Genomic DNA, 17,063 nt, shown 5'->3' on the forward strand with positions numbered 1-17,063 from the left:
GCAATGCAACATATTATCCGGTTACAGTGGCAGCGCCGGGGCGAGTTCTCGCACGCCGGATTTGAACGGCGCCATGAGCTGGAGTTTCAACCGCAAGTCAGCATTGCCGCGGGTGGCGCCAACAACGACTTTGGTGCTGACCCAGAACAGATGCTGGCGGCAGCCATGGCCAGCTGTCATATGCAGACATTTCTCGCGCTGGCGGCAAAAAAGCGATTGCAAGTTGAGCGTTATCAAGACGAAGCCATCGCTTCGCTGGCGCAGCGAGACGATGGAAAATTCTGGGTCGATCGCATTGTGCTGCAACCACAAGTGGTTTTTGCCGGTGAGTCACCCGCTGCTGAGACGATAAAAGCCATGCACGACAAGGCGCATCAGCATTGTTTCATCGCCAACAGCGTGACCACTGAGGTCGATATTCGCACACCTTGATCCGTGTCGCCGCCGCCCAACGCGGTTACGCTATGCTGGCAACACATGAGTTTTAGCACCGGAGCCAGCAGGCGTACATGATCATCAATCTTTCTAAAGTCATCGGACTGTCTGGTGTGGATTCCAGCGAAAATCTGCGTGCGCGCCGCTTGGGTCGCATGGTGGAATGGCCGATGATTCTGATCGCCTTCTGGATCGTATTTGAATGGTACTTGGAAGCGCGGGCAGAGCAGCCGCTGCCCTACACCCAGTTTACCGACTGGCTGCTGTGGGGCTTTTTCTTATTGGAGACCCTGATTCTTACCTGGGCGGTGGACGACAAGTGGCGCTACTTGCGCAATAACTGGAGCAACCTGGTGATTGTGTTTGCCGGCATGCCACTGCTTTGGCAAGCCTACCCTCATGCCGGTGGTCTGCGGGTGCTGCGGCTGCTGGCGATGTTCACCATGTTGATGAACATGTCGGGTACGTTTCAGAAGATCATGGGGCGGAATCATCTTGGGCCGACCTTGATGGTGAGCTTCATCATCATTGTGATCGCCGGCACTCTGATGGCGGTAATTGACCCAAACGTAAAGACGCCTTTGGACGGTATCTGGTGGGCTTGGGTCACGGTGACGACGGTCGGCTATGGCGACATTGTTCCGGGCAGCACCGCTGGGCGTTTATTCGGTTCGGTGCTGATTCTGATGGGCATCGGCTTGTTTGCCATGTTAACGGCAAGCTTTTCGGCGTTTTTCATGCAGCAGGAAGAAGAGGATTGGCGAGCGGAAGAGCGCGCCGAAGAACAAGATCAGACTGAACAGCTGTACGAAATTGAAAAACGCATGCGTCGTTTGGAGGAAAAACTCGACCGTTTGTTAGACCAGTCCGACAAGCGTTGAGCCAGCACGCCCGCCCATGGCCTCAGCCAATCGTGATGGCTGAGGTTGCCATTGGGTATTTCAATAAGCTGCTGTGCAATACGCGGCATCTGGTGCTGCTGCGAAAAAATAAGCAGCAAGTGTGTTAAGCCGATTCCGCCTGGCTAGCACATTGAATGCAAAACTCAGTATAAGGCACCGCCTCTAGCCGGCGCTGATCAATGCCTTCACCGCACTGCTCGCAAACGCCGTAGACATCTTGTTCCAAACGCTTCAGCGCATGATCAATCTGTGCAATTTCATGGCGCGATTCGATGCTGATGGCCGACAGTACTTCGTCGTTTTCTCTCTCTACCGCCTGTTCGGCGAAATCTGACGACAGTGGCTCGTCACGGTGGGTGGCATCGCGCTCGGTCTTTTCCGCTCGTGCTAATAATAACTGACGACGTTGATTGAGTTGTTGTCGAATAGCCTCGGTATTCATAATTGCATCCTTACAGCCTGGGCTGACTACGGGCTCACCGCAGACGAGCCCTGAATAAGCGGTATGCCATCAGCTTAGCCAAAGGTCAGGTGGTATCAGTTGATGCACGTCAGGGTCTGATGCTCGGGTATTTAGGCGCCTGGCGAGGCATCAGTTAGGGCAGTAACTCCAGTGCCAAAGCCATAAAGTCTTGCGATGTGACGATGCCATGCAGCTGCTGTTCACTGTCGACCACAAGCAAGCAGCCGCGCTTTTTGGTGCTGCGCAGTAATTCTCCGGCTTCGCGCAAGGGGGTATCTGCGGTCACCTTGTTGACGTCTTTGTTAAGACAGCCTTCGATGTGGGCTTTCGCCAAATAGGCACTGAGATTATGTGCACCAAACTTGTCGGTAATGCGAAATGCTTCGGCCAGAAATTCACGCTGGCTAATCACGCCGCACAGTCGTTGCTCGGCATCGATAATGGGAATATGGCGGATTTGTTGGCCGGCCATTATGCGCTCGGCATCCTCTAGGGTATCGTCGGGTGTCAGCGTAATGGGGCTGCGGGTCATGATGTCACTGACCAGTTTCATGGCATGAGTCTCCAGTTTTATCAGCAGTCGCAAACAGCTTTCCCGCCGTGCGTTGATTCTGTAAGTAAAGCAGGAAAACGCCAAACTGCTATGGTTGAAACAGGCGTTGCGTGCAGCGCACAGACATTAATGAGCGGAGATCAACATGAGCATCACGCACCATATTCGCAACTACTACGAACAGTTGGTTGCTGACGAAATCCTGCAGCGAGTGGGCAATATGCAGGGCGTAACCTCGGATTATATGGCCGACGTTGCCTGTGTGGCGCTGAATCATTTACCGCCGCGTTATATCCGCTATGAGGTGGATATGGCGTTTTACATGTCGCCAGATGAACTCAATGATATTCAGGAACGTGTCAGCCAATGCGTCACCGATGCATTGCAGTTTGTGGACCAACATAAACGCGATCTGCAAGCGTAAAAAAATCGTCAGGCAGTTGCATCCGCTGCCTGCTTTCACGGACACTGCGGGCGGGAAACAGACCGGATACGGAATATGCACGTTTTACTCGTAGATGATGATCAGGAACTTTGCGCATTGATGAAGCGCTACTTGGAGCGCGAATTGTTCCAGGTCAGCGTGGTTCACACCGCGGAGGAAGGTCTGCAAGAAAGTTTGTCTGGCAAATACCAGGCGGTGGTGTTGGATATCATGCTGCCCGGTGGTAATGGCCTGGATATCCTGCGTCGTATTCGCCAGCGCAGTGAGTTGCCAGTACTGATGCTGACTGCCAAAGGCGAGGAAATGGACCGCATTGAAGGGCTGGAAATTGGCGCCGACGATTATCTGCCCAAGCCTTGTAACCCTCGTGAAGTGTCGGCCCGATTGCGCTCCGTATTGCGTCGTGGGCGTCCGGTAGATGTCGCCAGCTCGCGGATCGAGGTGGACGATTTATCCATTGATTTTGATCAGCACATTGTTGAGCGCAATGGTGAAGCGGTGGAATTAACCGTCACTGAATTCAATATCCTCAGTGTACTGGCGCGCGATATTGGCAAAGTGGTGGAAAAAAACCGCCTGGCCGAGCAGAGCATGCAGCGTTCGCTGACGTTGTTTGATCGCAGTTTGGATATGCACCTGAGTAATTTGCGTAAAAAGCTGGGGCCAAATCGTGATGGTAAGCAGCGGATAAAAACCGTGCGTGGCGTGGGGTACCAGTACCAGCCAGAGCAATAAACTATGCGCGGCGTTTTTGTTCGCATTTACCTGGCGTTTTTATTGACCAGCCTGGTCGCCGCGATGGTGACCTTGGCGCTCGCCGCCTATTACCGTCACTGGTCCAACGACTCCATCAACTTAATCGCCCCAACAGGCGGATACATTTCTGCTGCAGAGTTGATACTGCAACGCGGTGGCGAGCCTTTATTGCTTGAGTGGCTGTTTACCTTTGAGCGCCACCCCAGTGTGAATGCCTATATTTTTGATGATCGTGGCCTTAGCCTGCTGCCGCAGGTACCTCCAGCCGTGCTGGAGTACGCCTATTCGCCGCAAAACTATCAGGCGTTAGTGAATCCGCTTGGGCGGACCGAAATTCTGGTCAAAGCTCCACTGATGTCCCACGATGGCCGCATTTATTTGCTGGTGGTGGAGTTTATTCATCCGCTGGCGGTGTTTAACTTTCCTGCGTATTTGGCTTGGGGGTTTGCCGCCGCGGTACTGTTGTTCGCTCTGCTGGGTTGGCTGCTGTCGCTGTATTTAACTCGTCCGTTGACTGATTTGCAGCACTACGTACAGGCATTGGCACGTGGCGACTTCCACTTACAGTTGCCTAGCAAGCTGACGCGCCGGGGTGATGAAGTTGGGCAACTGAGCCGCGAGTTTGATGCCATGGCGTCGCGCTTGGGGCGTGTGCTGGAAGACCAGAAACAACTGATTCGTGATGTCTCCCACGAGTTGCGTTCTCCATTGGCCCGCTCTGCCGTAGCATTAGAACTGGCACGTTTGGATTCATGCGATGAGCAGCAGGATGCGCTGGACCGTATTGAGCAAGAGAACCAACGGCTGAACGAGTTGATTGGCGATTTGCTCGGGATGGCGCGGCTGGAGGTCGATCAGAATCGCAACCACTGGCAGCATTTGGATGCTGCGGATCTGGTGGACGAAATTGTCAGTGACGCACGCTTTGAGCACTCGTCCGAGCAACTGAACTGGCATCGCCCAGCGCAGTCTTATCCCGTCCTGACGGACCCGGCGTTAATTCGCGCGGCGGTAGAGAACCTAGTGCGCAACGCGTTATTGCATACACACCCAGGCACTGCTGTCAGTGTCAGCCTGACTCAGGATGGGCCGTGGCTGGTGATTTGCGTGCGTGACCGTGGGCCGGGAGTGCCTGAGCATATATTGCCGGACCTGGTGCGGCCGTTTGTGCGCAACGAAGATGCCAGGGAGCGCAGCACCGAGGCGCTGGATAAAGGCCACCGAGGATTTGGACTGGGGCTGGCCATCGCGCACCGTGTGGCCTTGCATCATGGCGGCGATCTGCAACTAGCGAATCATCCAAAGGGCGGCTTGCAAGCAACGTTGAGCTTGCCGGTGGACAATGGCTCATGACTTTACTTGGCATTTACGGCATGCGCATGGGCTGGTGTCGTGGTTAGCGGTACACTATATTGTCAGTGAAACAATTGCAGGATAAAACCGTGCGCCATCCACTTTTCATCAGTCTCGTGCTTGCCTCAGGCGTTGCCTGGGCCGACACACCGCACAGCGGTGCTGATGGCGTGCATCTGTTTGATCCAGCGGCACCGGACCCTCGCGGCGGTTTGTCACTGGAGTGGGATAACGCTCGTCCCGAGCAGCGCCAAGCGCTGGATCATTTCTATCGCTCGCTGCAGTCTCACCGCCTGCAAGATCCAAACATGTACAACGACCGTGTCGAAAGCCTGCAGCAACTGCGTAGCATGTCGTCCGAGCAACGTACCCGCATGTTTAAGAACTTTGTCAAAGAGCAAGCCCGCCAACCCTGATCCTCCCATCTTCTCACTGATTTAACCCCGGCATTTCGGCCATAGACTGCTTTTGTATCAGCGCTAGAGTGTGCCGCTCTGATGTGCTGGAGCTTTGTTATGCGTACTCGTCTGACCGAATTGCTTGCTATCGAATACCCCATTGTGTTGCCCGGTATGAGCTGGATCTCAACCCCCGAGTTAGTGGCGGCTGTGGCCAACGCTGGCGGTTTGGGGATTCTCGCCAGTGGTCCGCTGACCGCAGAGCAAACCCGCACAGCCATTCGCCGTATTCGTGAGTTGACGGATAAACCCTTCGGCATTGGCGTGACACTGCTGATGCCCGGTGCCAAAGAGAACGCTGAAGTTGCTCTGCAAGAGCAGGTGCCGGTGATCAATTTTTCGTTGGGCAAAGGCGATTGGCTGGTGGAAAGGGCCCATCAGTATGGCGGTAAAGTGATTGCGACAGTGGTGACGGAAAAGCATGCTTTATCTGCCCAGGCCATCGGCGCTGATGCCCTCATGGTCACTGGCCACGAGGCAGCCGCCCACGGCGGTGATGTCACTTCTCTGGTATTGGTGCCAGCCATTGCGGCCAAGGTGACCATTCCTGTGATTGCGACTGGTGGCTTTGCCGATGGCCGTGGACTGCTGGCCGCACTGTCATTGGGTGCGGATGGCATTGCCATGGGGTCGCGCTTGGCTACTAGTCAAGAAAGCCCGCTGCATGCCAATACCAAACAGGCCGTGATTGAGCGCAGTGAGCAAGAGACCATCTATTCCAAGAACTTTGATGGTATTCCGGCGCGTGTGATGCGCACTGCGCGCTCAGTAAAAGAAACGCGCCGACCCATGAATTTTTTCATCGCCAGTTGGCAAGCAACGCGCGCTGCCAAGCTGGTGAACCAACCGATATGGAAAGTGCTTGTGGGCATGTTAGCCATGGTCGATAAGGTCAAGCTGCTGGCTTACTTCGGCGCCAGTGTGCCGCGGTTAAAGGCCGCAACTGAGCAGGGCGACTTGGATTATGGCGTGCAGTTTATCGGTCAGACCCAGGGGCTGATCAACGACATGCCAACGGTGGCGGAGATTCTACAACGCACGGTCGAGGACGCTGAGCAATTGCATCTGCAACAGCAGCAGATCTTTCAACCATCGGAGTGATGCTGTCATATATGACAGATTAATTTGTCGACATTGTCCTGAAACATCCTATGTTCATAGCTTCCGCGCTGGCTAAGGTGCGGAGGCATCCCGCCGGGAGCGAAGGATCTAATAATAACAATCCTCAGGACCTGCCTATGAAACTCCTTTCTGTTGTTGTCATGCTGGCTGCTGTGCTGGCCAGTTCGTGGTCGTACGCTATGTCCAAATCACCGGACAACAGCGGCTACACCGCGACTCGATATCCGATTGTGCTGACCCATGGCCTGTACGGTTTTGACCAATTGTTGGGCATAGATTACTGGTACAAAGTGCCGGAAACCTTGCGCGCTGATGGCGCTGAAGTCTTTGTCACCAGTGTGTCTAACTCCAATGCACCCGAAGTGCGCGGTGAGCAGTTGATTCCACAGCTTGAAAAACTGCGGGTGATTAGCGGTGCAGACAAGTTCAATCTGATTGGCCACAGCCATGGCGGTCCAACCGTGCGCTACGTGGCGTCGGTGCGGCCAGATTTGGTGGCCTCCGTTACTACCATTGCTGGTGTGAACAAAGGTACCCCTGTGGCCGAAGCACTGAATGATTGGAGCGAGGGCTCTGATGCTTTTGCCGGTCTGATTGCGACATTAGGCAACACCTTGGCCAAGGTGATCGATTTATTGTCAGGAGGTGGCCATCCGCAAGACATCATGGCATCGCTGCAATCAATGACATTTGCTGAGACCGAAGCCTTTAACCAGCTGCACCCGGGTGGCATTCCCGCGACGGAGTGTGGCGAGGGTGACTACGAGTACAATGGCGTGCGGTATTACTCGTGGAGCGGCGCTAAGCCGGTTACCAATGTGCTGGATCCGCTGGACTTGCTGACTGGTACCACGCGGTTATTTTTCCCTGCCGGTGAGAAAAATGACGGTTTGGTCGGCAGCTGTGGCAGCCGGCTGGGCATGGTGATCCGTGATGATTTTCGAATGAACCACCTCGACGAAGTGAACATGACGCTGGGTCTGCATGATTTAACGGAAACTGATCCGCTGACGGTTTTCCGCACCCACGCCAATCGGTTGCAGCAAGCGGGTTTGTAGCGTGTCTTGGCGCCAGGGGCTGAGCTTTGTCGTATTACTGGGTGTGGTGACCTGGTGGCTGGGCCAGTGGCGCGATGTGGATGTACAGCAGCTGCCGGCCACCTCTGCTGGCGGCCCGGCATCACGCAGCGAAGACCTCTGGCACCATGCTCGCCAAGCGCGTGATCAAGTGCTGGCATTAAATACTTACCGCGGTGCGCAAATGGACGGTGCGCTAAAGCTGCACAGCGATCAATCACTGGTGATCGACCGCGACTTGCGTCATTGGATAGATTTCCATTTGGCGGCCCTGGGAGAGGCGTCCCTGGGCCAGATGACCGAGCTGATGGAACAGCAAATCGCTGCGCTGCCACAACCGGCACGTGGTCAAGCATTGCGCTTGGTGCAGCGCTATTTACAGTATCGAGCGGCGCTGGCTGACTTTGACCGCGTTGCGCAGCGCCGTCAAACCCAAGAGGCCACCAGCTTAGAGGTACTGGCCGAGCGACTGGACTGGCAGCAGCGGCTGCGACGGCAATATTTTGATGGCAAAACCGTGGCGGCTTTTTTTGCCGATGACGAGCTACTGGATCGTTACCAGTTACAGCGCTTACAACTGGCCGATAAAAACGCCGTGACGGCGACATTACCCGATGACCTCATCACGCTCAGAGAGCAAACTCGGTTGCTGCAATCGCACCAACAGCAGGAACACACGCTGCGCGAGGAAGGAGCCTCAGATCAGCAGCTGCAGCAATGGCGAACGGAGCAGTACGGCGAAGTCGCAGCCCAACGGCTGCAGCAGTTAGATCAGCAACAGGCGCAATGGCGGCAGCGTGTTTCTGCCTACCAGGCGTACCAGAACTCGTTGATTGAGCAAGCGCTGGATGAACAGCAGCGCGCGGCGCTGTTGCAGCAGTATCGTCTGCGCCATTTTTCCAGCGTTGAGCAAAAACGTTTACCAGCTGCTCTGGCACTGCTGTCTGACGCTCATCAGTGATCGGTCAATAGCGACTGCATGGCCTCAAATAAAACCGCATTGCTCACCAGCATATGGTCGCCACATAAGGTCGGCGAAATATCTGCCGGCGGTGCCAAATAATGCCCAGCCACGGCGCCAGCCTCCAGTGCGATCAGGCGTGCAGCGGCGAAATCCCAAGGTTTTACGCTTTCGTAATAGCCGTCCAAACGCCCACAAGCCACCCAGCAGATGTCCAGCGCGGCTGATCCCAGACGGCGAACATCGGCGCAGTGGGTTAGCACTTTTTGCAGCCGCTCGATCATTTGTCCCAGATTATTTTTTTGATAAGGAAAACCCGTGGCGATCAGTGCGCGGCGCAGCTCATCGGTGCCGGAGCAGTGGATGGTTTCGCCATTCAATGTGGCACCTTGCCCGGCCTGGGCAGAAAAGAGCTCTTGCGTGAACGGGTTATAAACCACGCCTAACTCAGCCACACCGGCACGATAAAAGGCAATGGATACGGCTACCTGGCTATGACCGCGAGCAAAGTTCACCGTGCCGTCGATGGGATCGACGATCCATAATTACTCACACTCGGTGGCGGCTTGAGGTGCCAGTTCTTCAGACAAAATCGTATGGCTGGGAAACTGCTCCTGAATGGCTTGCTGAATCAAGCGGTCAGCAGCGACATCCGCTTGGGTGACTAATTCGATATTGTCTTTGTAACTGATCGTCAGCGTTTGCTGCTCGTGGCGGATAAGATGGCCAGCTTGCTGCGCCAGACGCTGCAACCAGGCTAATGAGGGCGTGGACATAAAAAGCCTCTGAGTGAAAGTGCGCCTATATAGTGACAGCTTAATTGGATTTTAAAACCCAACCGCTTGGGATTATCAAAGATTCCGATATTTCCTGCGAACAGCGCCTTGTGCTGGCGCTTGCTATTCGCTCTGAAAATATACGAACTTCTGATTCAGACCACTATGAGTGGCCAATCATCGGCATCGGTTCTAAAAAATTTTTTTCAAACGTCATTTTGTCCACCGGCTTGCTGAAATAATATCCCTGATAACTGTTGCATTGCAGGCGTTTTAACATCTCCAGTTGTTGCTCGGTTTCGACACCTTCGGCCACCACCTTTAACCGTAGGCTGTGTGCCATGGCAAGAATGGCGCGTACGATGGCTTCATCATCGACATCGCTGGTGATGTCCATGATAAAAGCGCGGTCAATTTTTAATTTACTGATCGGAAATTGCTTAAGATAACTGAGCGAAGAGTAGCCGGTGCCAAAATCATCCATGGCGAAGTTAATGCCTAGAGCATGAATGGCATCCAGCCATTCAACATTTTGCTGCACGTTATCCATTAATAAACTTTCAGTGATTTCTAACTCCAGTAATGACGGTGACAGTCCGGAGTGATCGAGAATGTCTTTAATGCGGCTGGGAAAACCATCGCTGAGCTGTCGCACCGATACATTGACAGCCACTGGCAGTGGACGGTGGCGATACATATTCCAACGATAAAACGTGCTGCATGCTTCGCGCAGAGCCCAATCACCAATGTCGTTAATCAGTCCAGTATCTTCAGCTACCGGAATAAAGTCAGCAGGGGAGATAATGCCTGCATCTGGGTGCTGCCAGCGTATCAGCGCCTCAGCGCCCAATAATTCATTAGTTTTTGTACACACCTGCGGTTGATAATACAGCTCAAACTCTTGCGCCTGGATGGCTCGGCGCAGTTCGTTTTCCAGCGTTAGGCGTGAGTTTACCCGTTGATTCATGTCGTCTGTGTAAAACTGGTAGCCGTTGCCGCCCTGGCTTTTAGCCTGATACATGGCGGTATCGGCGTTGCGCATCAATACAAATGCGTCACTGGAATCGTGCGGAAATAAACTGATGCCAATGGAACAGCTGGTATTTAATTTGAAATGTTCAATGCGATAGGTTTCCGACAAGGTGCTGATGATGCGCCGTGCCATGTGTTCTATGTCGGCGCGTTGGCGACCATCGGTAACCATAATCATAAATTCATCGCCGCCCAAGCGTGCCAGCGGGTAGTGCTCCGGAACAATGCTTTTTAAGCGTGCTGCGACTTCCTTCAATAAATGATCGCCAAATTGATGGCCGAGAGAATCGTTAATGGTCTTAAACCGATCAAGGTCAATAAACAGCAGCGCCATTAGACGTTGGCGATTGGCCTGGTGACGGGTGTAGCTAATCAATTCATCGTTAAACCAATAGCGATTGCCCAGCTCTGTCAGTGGGTCACGAGTCGCAAGGTAATTAATGTGCTGCTGCGATAACGTCTGATCCGTAATATCGACTAAAAATCCTTCGACTTCGTATCGATTATCACCGCTTTGCAATACCGAGCCGCGGTCCAATATCCAGCGCAGTTCTTGCTCCGGGCTATTGAGACGGTAGACCATCTCGTAGGCTTGCTGTTGGGTTTTATGTTGTTCCAACAGTTGCAGGTAGCTTTCTTGATCTTCGCTGGCCATCAAACTCAGTAGCGAGTTATGGCGCTCTAATCGTTGCTGTAATTCTCTGCCTAATACCGAATTGTTGTCGTGGGTGATGTGCGTTAGCAATAAATCGGGCAAGGTGGCGCGGTATATACAGCCATGCACTGTGCGCGACAGCAGGGCCGACTCGTCTTTTAAGGTTTTATTTTGTTGCAACAGCTGTTGTTGCTGCTGTGATTGATGCTGCAACCAGCGTTGCTGCAGACGAAATAGGCCGAGCAGGATGCCGACGATGGCCAGCCAGCCAGCAAATACCGGCAAAATAGTGCGCAAATATTGGCTGCTCAAACGGTGTAGCGGCGTTTCCAGCAGCAGTGCCACATCCAGTCCACGAACGTAGGACAGTAGCGAATAATAATCACGGTGCAGTTGCTGCCCGTCGGTGAGGCGCACCACACCGCCGCGCACACTGCGCCCTACAGCTTGCTGCAAGTTGATTGATACCGGCTCACCCAGTCGTGCTCGGTGGACGTCTTTACCACTGTTGCTGCTCAGCAACAGCACACCGTCAGCGCGAATCAATTGGTATTCTAAGCTGCGGTTGGCGATATCGCTGAGGGCGCGCGACAGCGGCTGGCGCTGGTTGGAAAACGCGCATAAATACCCTCGGTTGCGTATCCAGGTAATGGGTTTACACACGGCCAGGTGTGCACTGGCGGCAATGCGATAGCTGCCCGCTAATACAGTGCCGCTTTGCTGCTTAAGGTAGGCCATGTCTTGTTCAAACAAGCTCAACGGCGCTTCTCCTGCGCCCCCTGTCAGGCTGGCCTGCAGCAGTCGCTGGCCGTTGTTGCGATAAACGGCGAGGTACTCAAACGGCACGGTGAAATCTGCCAGCGCTTGTTCCAGCTTGATCGCTAGTTGGTCGGGGGATAATTGGCCGGACGATTGTGATATCGCCAGCAGGGCCTGTTGCTGGGTTTGATGAAACTGCAGCAAGCTGTTGTTGGCGGGTGCGATGTGCAGCGCCATATCATCAAACACCTGATCCTGTGCCGCCAGCCAGAAATGCACGCACAGCAGCACCACCACCAGACTGATACTGGCAGTGGCGATGACAATGGCTGAGCTGAGACGGCGCAGAATGGTGGGGGCGCCAGCCGCGGTTAGGGTATCCATAGCTCCCCGGTGCTTTTCCTGTTCGGGGAGTTTAGTTGGTATCAGAGGCTTGTGAGCGCTGCTTCGGGCCAGCTCAGAACAATTACTGAGCCTCTAGCCACAAGCGGATTTGCTGATTGACCAGCGCTGCCATCAATGGCTGTGCTTTGGCGGATGGATGAATGCCGTCAGCCTGAATCATGCCCGCTTTTAGTGCACCGCTGTCGTCTGTCAGGTCTTGTAATAGAAACGGAACCAACCGCGTGTCTTTATCGTCCGACAACTGCTGAAACAACTGCGCAAAGGCTTGGGTATAAGCCGGGCCGTAGTTGGGTGGGATTTGCATGCCTAACAACAACACATCGCCACCGGCTTGCTTGGACTGATCAATCATCGCGGCTAAGTTGTCTTTAATGACGCGAATGGGGGTGCCGCGCAGAGCATCGTTGCCACCGAGTTCGATGATCACCAGTTGTGGCTGATGTTGTTGCAGCAAAGACGGCAAACGGCTGCGGCCACCGGCGCTGGTATCACCGCTGATGCTGGCATTGATCAGACGAATATCCGGGTAGTCGCGTTGCAGCGTGGCTTGCGACAAGGCGACCCAACCTTGTTGCACTGGCATGCCAAATCCGGCACTAATGCTATCACCGATAATCAGTACCTTGGTCGCATGGGCGTGGCCTGCGACCAATAACGCCAACAACCAGAGAGTCCTTATGAGTGTCAGTCTTGCCAATAACGTCAGCACATCGTCCTCGCTTAGTATTCGTGCAGTAGAAAAGCAGGTGCAGGCCGGAAGCCATGCCTTGGCCATCTTGAAGGGCGTGGATATTGATATCAAGCGCGGCGAGAGTGTTGCCATTGTCGGCGCCTCGGGCAGTGGCAAATCGACGTTGCTTGGCATCATGGCGGGATTGGACGCGCCCACCGCCGGCGAAATTCATTTGCTGGGCCAACGCATTGACCACCTCGATGAAGACCAGCGCGCTGCCGTGCGTGCACAAGGGGCTGGATTTGTGTTTCAAAACTTTCAACTGCTGCCGGGCCTGACCGCACTGGAAAACGTCATGCTGGCGTTGGAAATTCGCACTCATGCTGAGCCGCGCAAAGAAGCGACGCGCCTGTTAGAGGCAGTGGGGCTGGGTCATCGAATGACGCATTACCCCACCCAGCTGTCGGGTGGCGAGCAACAGCGCGTGGCGTTGGCGCGCGCGTTTGCCGGTGATCCGCAAATCCTGTTTGCCGACGAACCCACGGGCAATCTAGACCGCGACACCGGGGCGCAAATCGAAAAACTGCTGTTCGACATGAACGCTGAGCGCGCCACCACGCTGGTACTGGTGACTCATGATCCGCAGCTGGCGCAGCGCTGTCAGCGACAGTTACGGATGAGCGATGGCCAGTTGGAGCAAGTGCTATGACCTTGCATCGCATGCCGTTAACACGGCTGTGGGCATTGGCCAGCCGCTTGCTGTGGCGCGAGGCCCGCTCCGGTGAGCTGACGCTGATCCTGATGGCGCTGATGATCGCCGTCACCTCCACCACCGCCATTGCCTTGCTGAGTTCGCGGTTGGAGCAGGCAATGCAAGCGCGCTCCAACGATCTTCTCGGCGCCGATTTACGCATACGTTCCACCACCGCCATTCCCCCGCCTGGGCAGATACCGCACAGGCGTTAGGGCTGCAAAGCAGTGAAACCGTGACGTTTCCCAGCGTGGTGTTGTTTGGCGAAGAGTTAGCGCTGGCGGCCATTAAAGTGGTGGACGACGGTTATCCGCTACGTGGGCGCCTCACCACCGCCAGCCAGGCATTTGGTGAACCGCAGCAGCAGTTTTCCGGCCCGCCAGCGGGCGAGGCCTGGGTTGAATCGCGGTTATTGGCGCTGTTGGGAGCCGAGGTGGGCGATCAGGTGGAAATGGGCAATGCACAGCTGACCATTTCTGCAGTCATTGTCGAGGAAAGTGATCGCGGCGGTAACTTTTACACCTTATCGCCTCGGTTAATGATGAACCGGGCCGACCTTGCCAGCGCCAAGGTGCTGGGCCCGGGTGCGCGGGTGCGCTACCGGCTGCTACTCGGTGGTGAGGAAGCCGCGCTGCAGCAGTTCCGCCAACAGATCGAACTCGATTCCAATCAACGCTTTGAATCCCTTGATGACAGCAATCAGGCGATGTCTCGTGCCCTCAGTCGCGCCAAGCAGTATCTCGGTTTGGCAGCCTTGCTGGCGGTGGTACTGGCCAGCGTAGCGGTGGCGATATCGGCGCAGCGCTATGCCCAGCGCCATTTTGATATCAGTGCATTGATGCGCACCTTTGGCTTGGCGCGCGCGCAAGTGTTCCAGTTATATGCCTCGCAACTATTGATTCTGGCGGTGCTGGCGACGGCGGTTGGTATTGGTTTGGCGCTGGCATTGCAGCACGCGTTGCTGGAGATTTTGGCCGAAGTGTTGCCAGAGCAACTGCCCGAAGCCCATTGGTCGGCCTGGCTACTGGGCGCCAGCAGCGGCACGGTAACGCTGTTAGGATTTGGATTGCCGTATTTGCTGCCTCTATCGCGTGTTAGCCCGTTGCGTGTATTGCGTCGTGATCTGGTGCCGGTGCCGTTGTCGGGCTGGCTGGTGATTGCGCTGGCATTGGCCGCATTGACGGCGCTGTTGTGGTTGTTTACTCAGGATGCCGTACTCAGCGTCGGCGTAATGTTGGGCGGTTCGCTGGTGGTATTGGTGTTGTTGCTGCTGCTCCAGGGGCTGATCAGTTTGGCGCAGCGCGGTTTGCAAGGGCGCGAGCTGCCGCTGGTGGTGCGCTTTGCTTGGCAGCATCTGAGTCGTCATCGGCGCCAGACCGCCGGTCAGATTCTGGCGTTTTCGTTAACGCTGATGGTGATGGTGGTGATTGCGGCGGTGCGCAACGATTTACTCGCCGACTGGCAAGCGAGCTTGCCCGACGATGCACCGAACGTGTTTGCCATCAATATTCAGCAGCACGAGGCCGACGGCTTTGTCGCAGCGCTGGAGCAAGCCGGTTATCAGCATCAGCGCTTGTATCCGATGGTGCCGGGGCGTTTGCTGAGCATCAATGGCACCGACGTGCAAACGCTGGAGGTCGCCGATGATCCGGCCATCAATCGCGATTTGGCGTTAACCGCAGACAGCTACTTGCCAGATTCCAATCGCATTGTTGAAGGCAGCTGGGAAGCGCTGCAAAACGGCAATGGCCAAGTGTCGATCGAAGAGCGTTTGGCCGGGCGGCTGGGGGTAGAGTTGGGTGATACGCTCAGCTTTCGGGCCGGTGGCGTCGATTTTGATGCCACCATCAGCAGCATTCGAGAAGTGGATTGGGGTTCACTCAGTCCGAACTTTTACATGATGTTCTCCGACGATGTGTTGGCATCGCTGCCGCGCAGTTATCTGACCAGCTTTTACGTCGCGCCGGGGCAGAGTGATGCCTTGACCGGCTTGATCCGCCAGTTCCCCTCCGTCACCTTGCTGGATATGCAGTTTGTGCTGGGCCAGATTCAAACCCTGCTGCAGCAGGTCACCTTGGCGGTGGAGCTGATTCTGCTGTTTGTGTTGGTGGCTGCGGTGTTGGTACTGGTGGCGGCATTGATCGCTAGCTTGAGTGAGCGCCTGCGTGAGGGCGCCATGCTGCGCACCTTGGGCGGCAGCTCTGGGTTGATTCGTCGCTCCCAGTTGGTGGAGTTCAGCCTGTTGGCGCTGCTGGCCAGTGGTTTGGCCTTGCTGGGCGGCGAGGCGGTGGTGTTGGGCATTTATCAGATCGTGCTCAACATTCCTTATCAAAGCCTGGGCTGGGTGTGGTTGTGGCTGCCACCGGTCACCGTACTGGTGCTGGTCGCGCTGGGATTGTGGCTTATGCGCCGCGCGGTCACCGTGTCGCCGCTGGGCGTGCTTCGCTCGTTAGAATAGTTATACTGTAACGTTTTTCTGGAGAGCAAAGCATGGCACGCGTCCGCACACACCTGATTACCGGGTTTCTCGGCGTGGGGAAAACCACCGCTATTTTGCATTTGCTGCAGCACAAGCCAGCGGATGAAAAGTGGGCGGTGCTGGTCAATGAGTTTGGCGAAGTTGGGGTCGACGGCGCCATTCTGGCCGGCCAGGGCGCGGTGGTGCGAGAAGTGCCAGGCGGCTGTTTGTGCTGTGTGTCTGGCTTGCCGTTTCAGATGGGCCTGAACTGGCTGATCAGTCGCGAACAGCCGGATGTGCTGCTGATCGAGCCCACTGGGCTCGGCCACCCGCGACAAGTGTTAGAAACCCTGCGCAATGAGCACTACCAAGACGTGCTCGAACTGGGCGCCAATGTCTGCTTGGTGGACCCTCGCCATCTGTCGCAGCCGCGCTACCTGGAGCACCAAGCCTTTATCGACCAACTGCAGCTGGCGGATGTAGTGGTGGCCAATAAAACCGACTTTGCCACCGATGCCGACCGGCAGTGTTTTGACGACTTTATTGCGCGCTCACAACCGGCCAAGGCCGCCTCTGAATGGCTAACTCATGGCCAGCTGGAACCACAACTGTTGTTGCTGCCGGTCGATGCCGACCGCTTGGCGATTCATCCACACGCCCACGCTCACGAAAGCCCTGCAACAGACGTACAGGCGCCTTTGGCCCTAGCGCCGGGCGAGCCTTGGCGGCGCTTTAGCAATCAAGGGCAAGGGCACTTTTCCGTTGGCTGGCTGTTTAATGAGCAACAGCAGTTTTCGCTCGATGGTCTGCGCGATTGGGTTGCGCAATTGGATGTGGTGCGCCTAAAGGCGCTGCTGTTAACCGACCAAGGACCGATGGTGATCAACATGCGCGATGGCATTGCCAGCGAAATGCCGACGCGGGCGCTGGATGAGAGTCGCTTGGAAATCATCGCCGATCAACCATTGGATGAAGCACAGCTGGAGCAACAGTTACTGGCGCTCATCGGCCATCGTCAGTAGCTCCTTGC

17 protein-coding genes and 1 pseudogene are annotated in these 17,063 nt (G+C 55.4%); 13 read left to right on the top strand and 5 right to left on the bottom strand.

What is annotated here, in order from left to right:
- The first annotated feature begins 3 nt into the window (after positions 1 to 3).
- Positions 4 to 432 (top strand): OsmC family protein, encoded by a 429-nt coding sequence (locus CHH28_RS06195; protein WP_094059494.1) that lies wholly within the window; start codon positions 4 to 6, stop codon positions 430 to 432.
- Positions 433 to 509: 77 nt separating this feature from the next.
- Positions 510 to 1,316: a potassium channel family protein gene (locus CHH28_RS06200; RefSeq protein ID WP_094059495.1), complete on the top strand. Its 807-nt coding sequence runs from the start codon at positions 510 to 512 to the stop codon at positions 1,314 to 1,316.
- A gap of 124 nt (positions 1,317 to 1,440) precedes the next feature.
- On the opposite strand, the gene CHH28_RS06205 is transcribed toward CHH28_RS06200, so the two are convergent.
- Both CHH28_RS06205 and CHH28_RS06210 read right to left on the bottom strand, forming a co-directional pair.
- On the bottom strand, positions 1,441 to 1,779 hold the full coding sequence (locus CHH28_RS06205) for a TraR/DksA family transcriptional regulator (protein ID WP_094059496.1): 339 nt from the start codon (positions 1,777 to 1,779) through the stop codon (positions 1,441 to 1,443).
- A gap of 154 nt (positions 1,780 to 1,933) precedes the next feature.
- Positions 1,934 to 2,353, bottom strand: a complete 420-nt coding sequence (locus tag CHH28_RS06210; RefSeq protein ID WP_094059497.1) for an HPP family protein — start codon at positions 2,351 to 2,353, stop codon at positions 1,934 to 1,936.
- Positions 2,354 to 2,498: 145 nt separating this feature from the next.
- On the opposite strand from CHH28_RS06210, the gene CHH28_RS06215 reads away from it, so the two are divergent.
- The 7 genes from CHH28_RS06215 to CHH28_RS06245 all read left to right on the top strand — a co-directional run bounded on the left by CHH28_RS06215 (position 2,499) and on the right by CHH28_RS06245 (position 8,524).
- Positions 2,499 to 2,777 carry a late competence development ComFB family protein gene (locus CHH28_RS06215; RefSeq protein ID WP_094059498.1) on the top strand — a complete coding sequence of 93 codons (279 nt, stop codon included), beginning with the start codon at positions 2,499 to 2,501 and terminating at the stop codon, positions 2,775 to 2,777.
- Between the two features lie 75 nt (positions 2,778 to 2,852).
- Positions 2,853 to 3,533 (top strand): response regulator transcription factor, encoded by a 681-nt coding sequence (locus tag CHH28_RS06220; RefSeq protein ID WP_094059499.1) that lies wholly within the window; start codon positions 2,853 to 2,855, stop codon positions 3,531 to 3,533.
- 3 nt (positions 3,534 to 3,536) lie between these two features.
- Positions 3,537 to 4,907: a sensor histidine kinase gene (locus CHH28_RS06225; protein WP_094059500.1), complete on the top strand. Its 1,371-nt coding sequence runs from the start codon at positions 3,537 to 3,539 to the stop codon at positions 4,905 to 4,907.
- Positions 4,908 to 4,996: 89 nt separating this feature from the next.
- A complete protein-coding gene (locus tag CHH28_RS06230) occupies positions 4,997 to 5,323 on the top strand; it encodes a hypothetical protein (RefSeq protein WP_157729800.1) in 327 nt (108 codons plus the stop codon).
- A 99-nt stretch (positions 5,324 to 5,422) separates the two neighbouring features.
- The gene (locus tag CHH28_RS06235) at positions 5,423 to 6,466 is read left to right on the top strand and encodes an NAD(P)H-dependent flavin oxidoreductase (protein WP_094059502.1); all 1,044 of its coding nucleotides are present in this window, start codon (positions 5,423 to 5,425) and stop codon (positions 6,464 to 6,466) included.
- A 137-nt stretch (positions 6,467 to 6,603) separates the two neighbouring features.
- Positions 6,604 to 7,545 (top strand): lipase family alpha/beta hydrolase, encoded by a 942-nt coding sequence (locus CHH28_RS06240; protein WP_094059503.1) that lies wholly within the window; start codon positions 6,604 to 6,606, stop codon positions 7,543 to 7,545.
- Position 7,546: 1 nt separating this feature from the next.
- Positions 7,547 to 8,524: a lipase secretion chaperone gene (locus CHH28_RS06245; RefSeq protein WP_094059504.1), complete on the top strand. Its 978-nt coding sequence runs from the start codon at positions 7,547 to 7,549 to the stop codon at positions 8,522 to 8,524.
- On the opposite strand, the pseudogene CHH28_RS06250 reads toward CHH28_RS06245, so the two are convergent.
- From CHH28_RS06250 to CHH28_RS06260, 3 genes and pseudogenes are all read right to left on the bottom strand, one after another.
- Positions 8,518 to 9,300, bottom strand: a pseudogene (locus tag CHH28_RS06250) (inositol monophosphatase family protein). The gene CHH28_RS06245 and the pseudogene CHH28_RS06250 overlap by 7 nt on opposite strands.
- A gap of 163 nt (positions 9,301 to 9,463) precedes the next feature.
- Positions 9,464 to 12,130: a putative bifunctional diguanylate cyclase/phosphodiesterase gene (locus CHH28_RS06255; protein WP_094059505.1), complete on the bottom strand. Its 2,667-nt coding sequence runs from the start codon at positions 12,128 to 12,130 to the stop codon at positions 9,464 to 9,466.
- An 82-nt stretch (positions 12,131 to 12,212) separates the two neighbouring features.
- A complete protein-coding gene (locus CHH28_RS06260) occupies positions 12,213 to 12,815 on the bottom strand; it encodes an arylesterase (protein ID WP_233243767.1) in 603 nt (200 codons plus the stop codon).
- A gap of 13 nt (positions 12,816 to 12,828) precedes the next feature.
- On the opposite strand from CHH28_RS06260, the gene CHH28_RS06265 reads away from it, so the two are divergent.
- Genes CHH28_RS06265 through CHH28_RS06280 form a run of 4 tightly spaced genes read left to right on the top strand, consistent with a single transcriptional unit; the run spans position 12,829 to position 17,055 of the window.
- Positions 12,829 to 13,533, top strand: a complete 705-nt coding sequence (locus CHH28_RS06265; protein ID WP_094059506.1) for an ABC transporter ATP-binding protein — start codon at positions 12,829 to 12,831, stop codon at positions 13,531 to 13,533.
- Entirely contained in the window at positions 13,530 to 13,790 is a 261-nt protein-coding gene (locus CHH28_RS06270) for a hypothetical protein (RefSeq protein WP_094059507.1), read from the top strand. Before CHH28_RS06265 ends, CHH28_RS06270 begins: the two co-directional genes overlap by 4 nt.
- A gap of 20 nt (positions 13,791 to 13,810) precedes the next feature.
- A complete protein-coding gene (locus CHH28_RS06275; RefSeq protein ID WP_094059508.1) occupies positions 13,811 to 16,033 on the top strand; it encodes an ABC transporter permease in 2,223 nt (740 codons plus the stop codon).
- A 32-nt stretch (positions 16,034 to 16,065) separates the two neighbouring features.
- Complete coding sequence (locus tag CHH28_RS06280) at positions 16,066 to 17,055, top strand: CobW family GTP-binding protein (RefSeq protein ID WP_094059509.1); 990 nt, start codon at positions 16,066 to 16,068, stop codon at positions 17,053 to 17,055.
- The last annotated feature ends 8 nt before the right edge of the window (positions 17,056 to 17,063 follow it).

Source organism: Bacterioplanes sanyensis, from assembly GCF_002237535.1.
Classification (GTDB): domain Bacteria; phylum Pseudomonadota; class Gammaproteobacteria; order Pseudomonadales; family Oceanobacteraceae; genus Bacterioplanes; species Bacterioplanes sanyensis_A.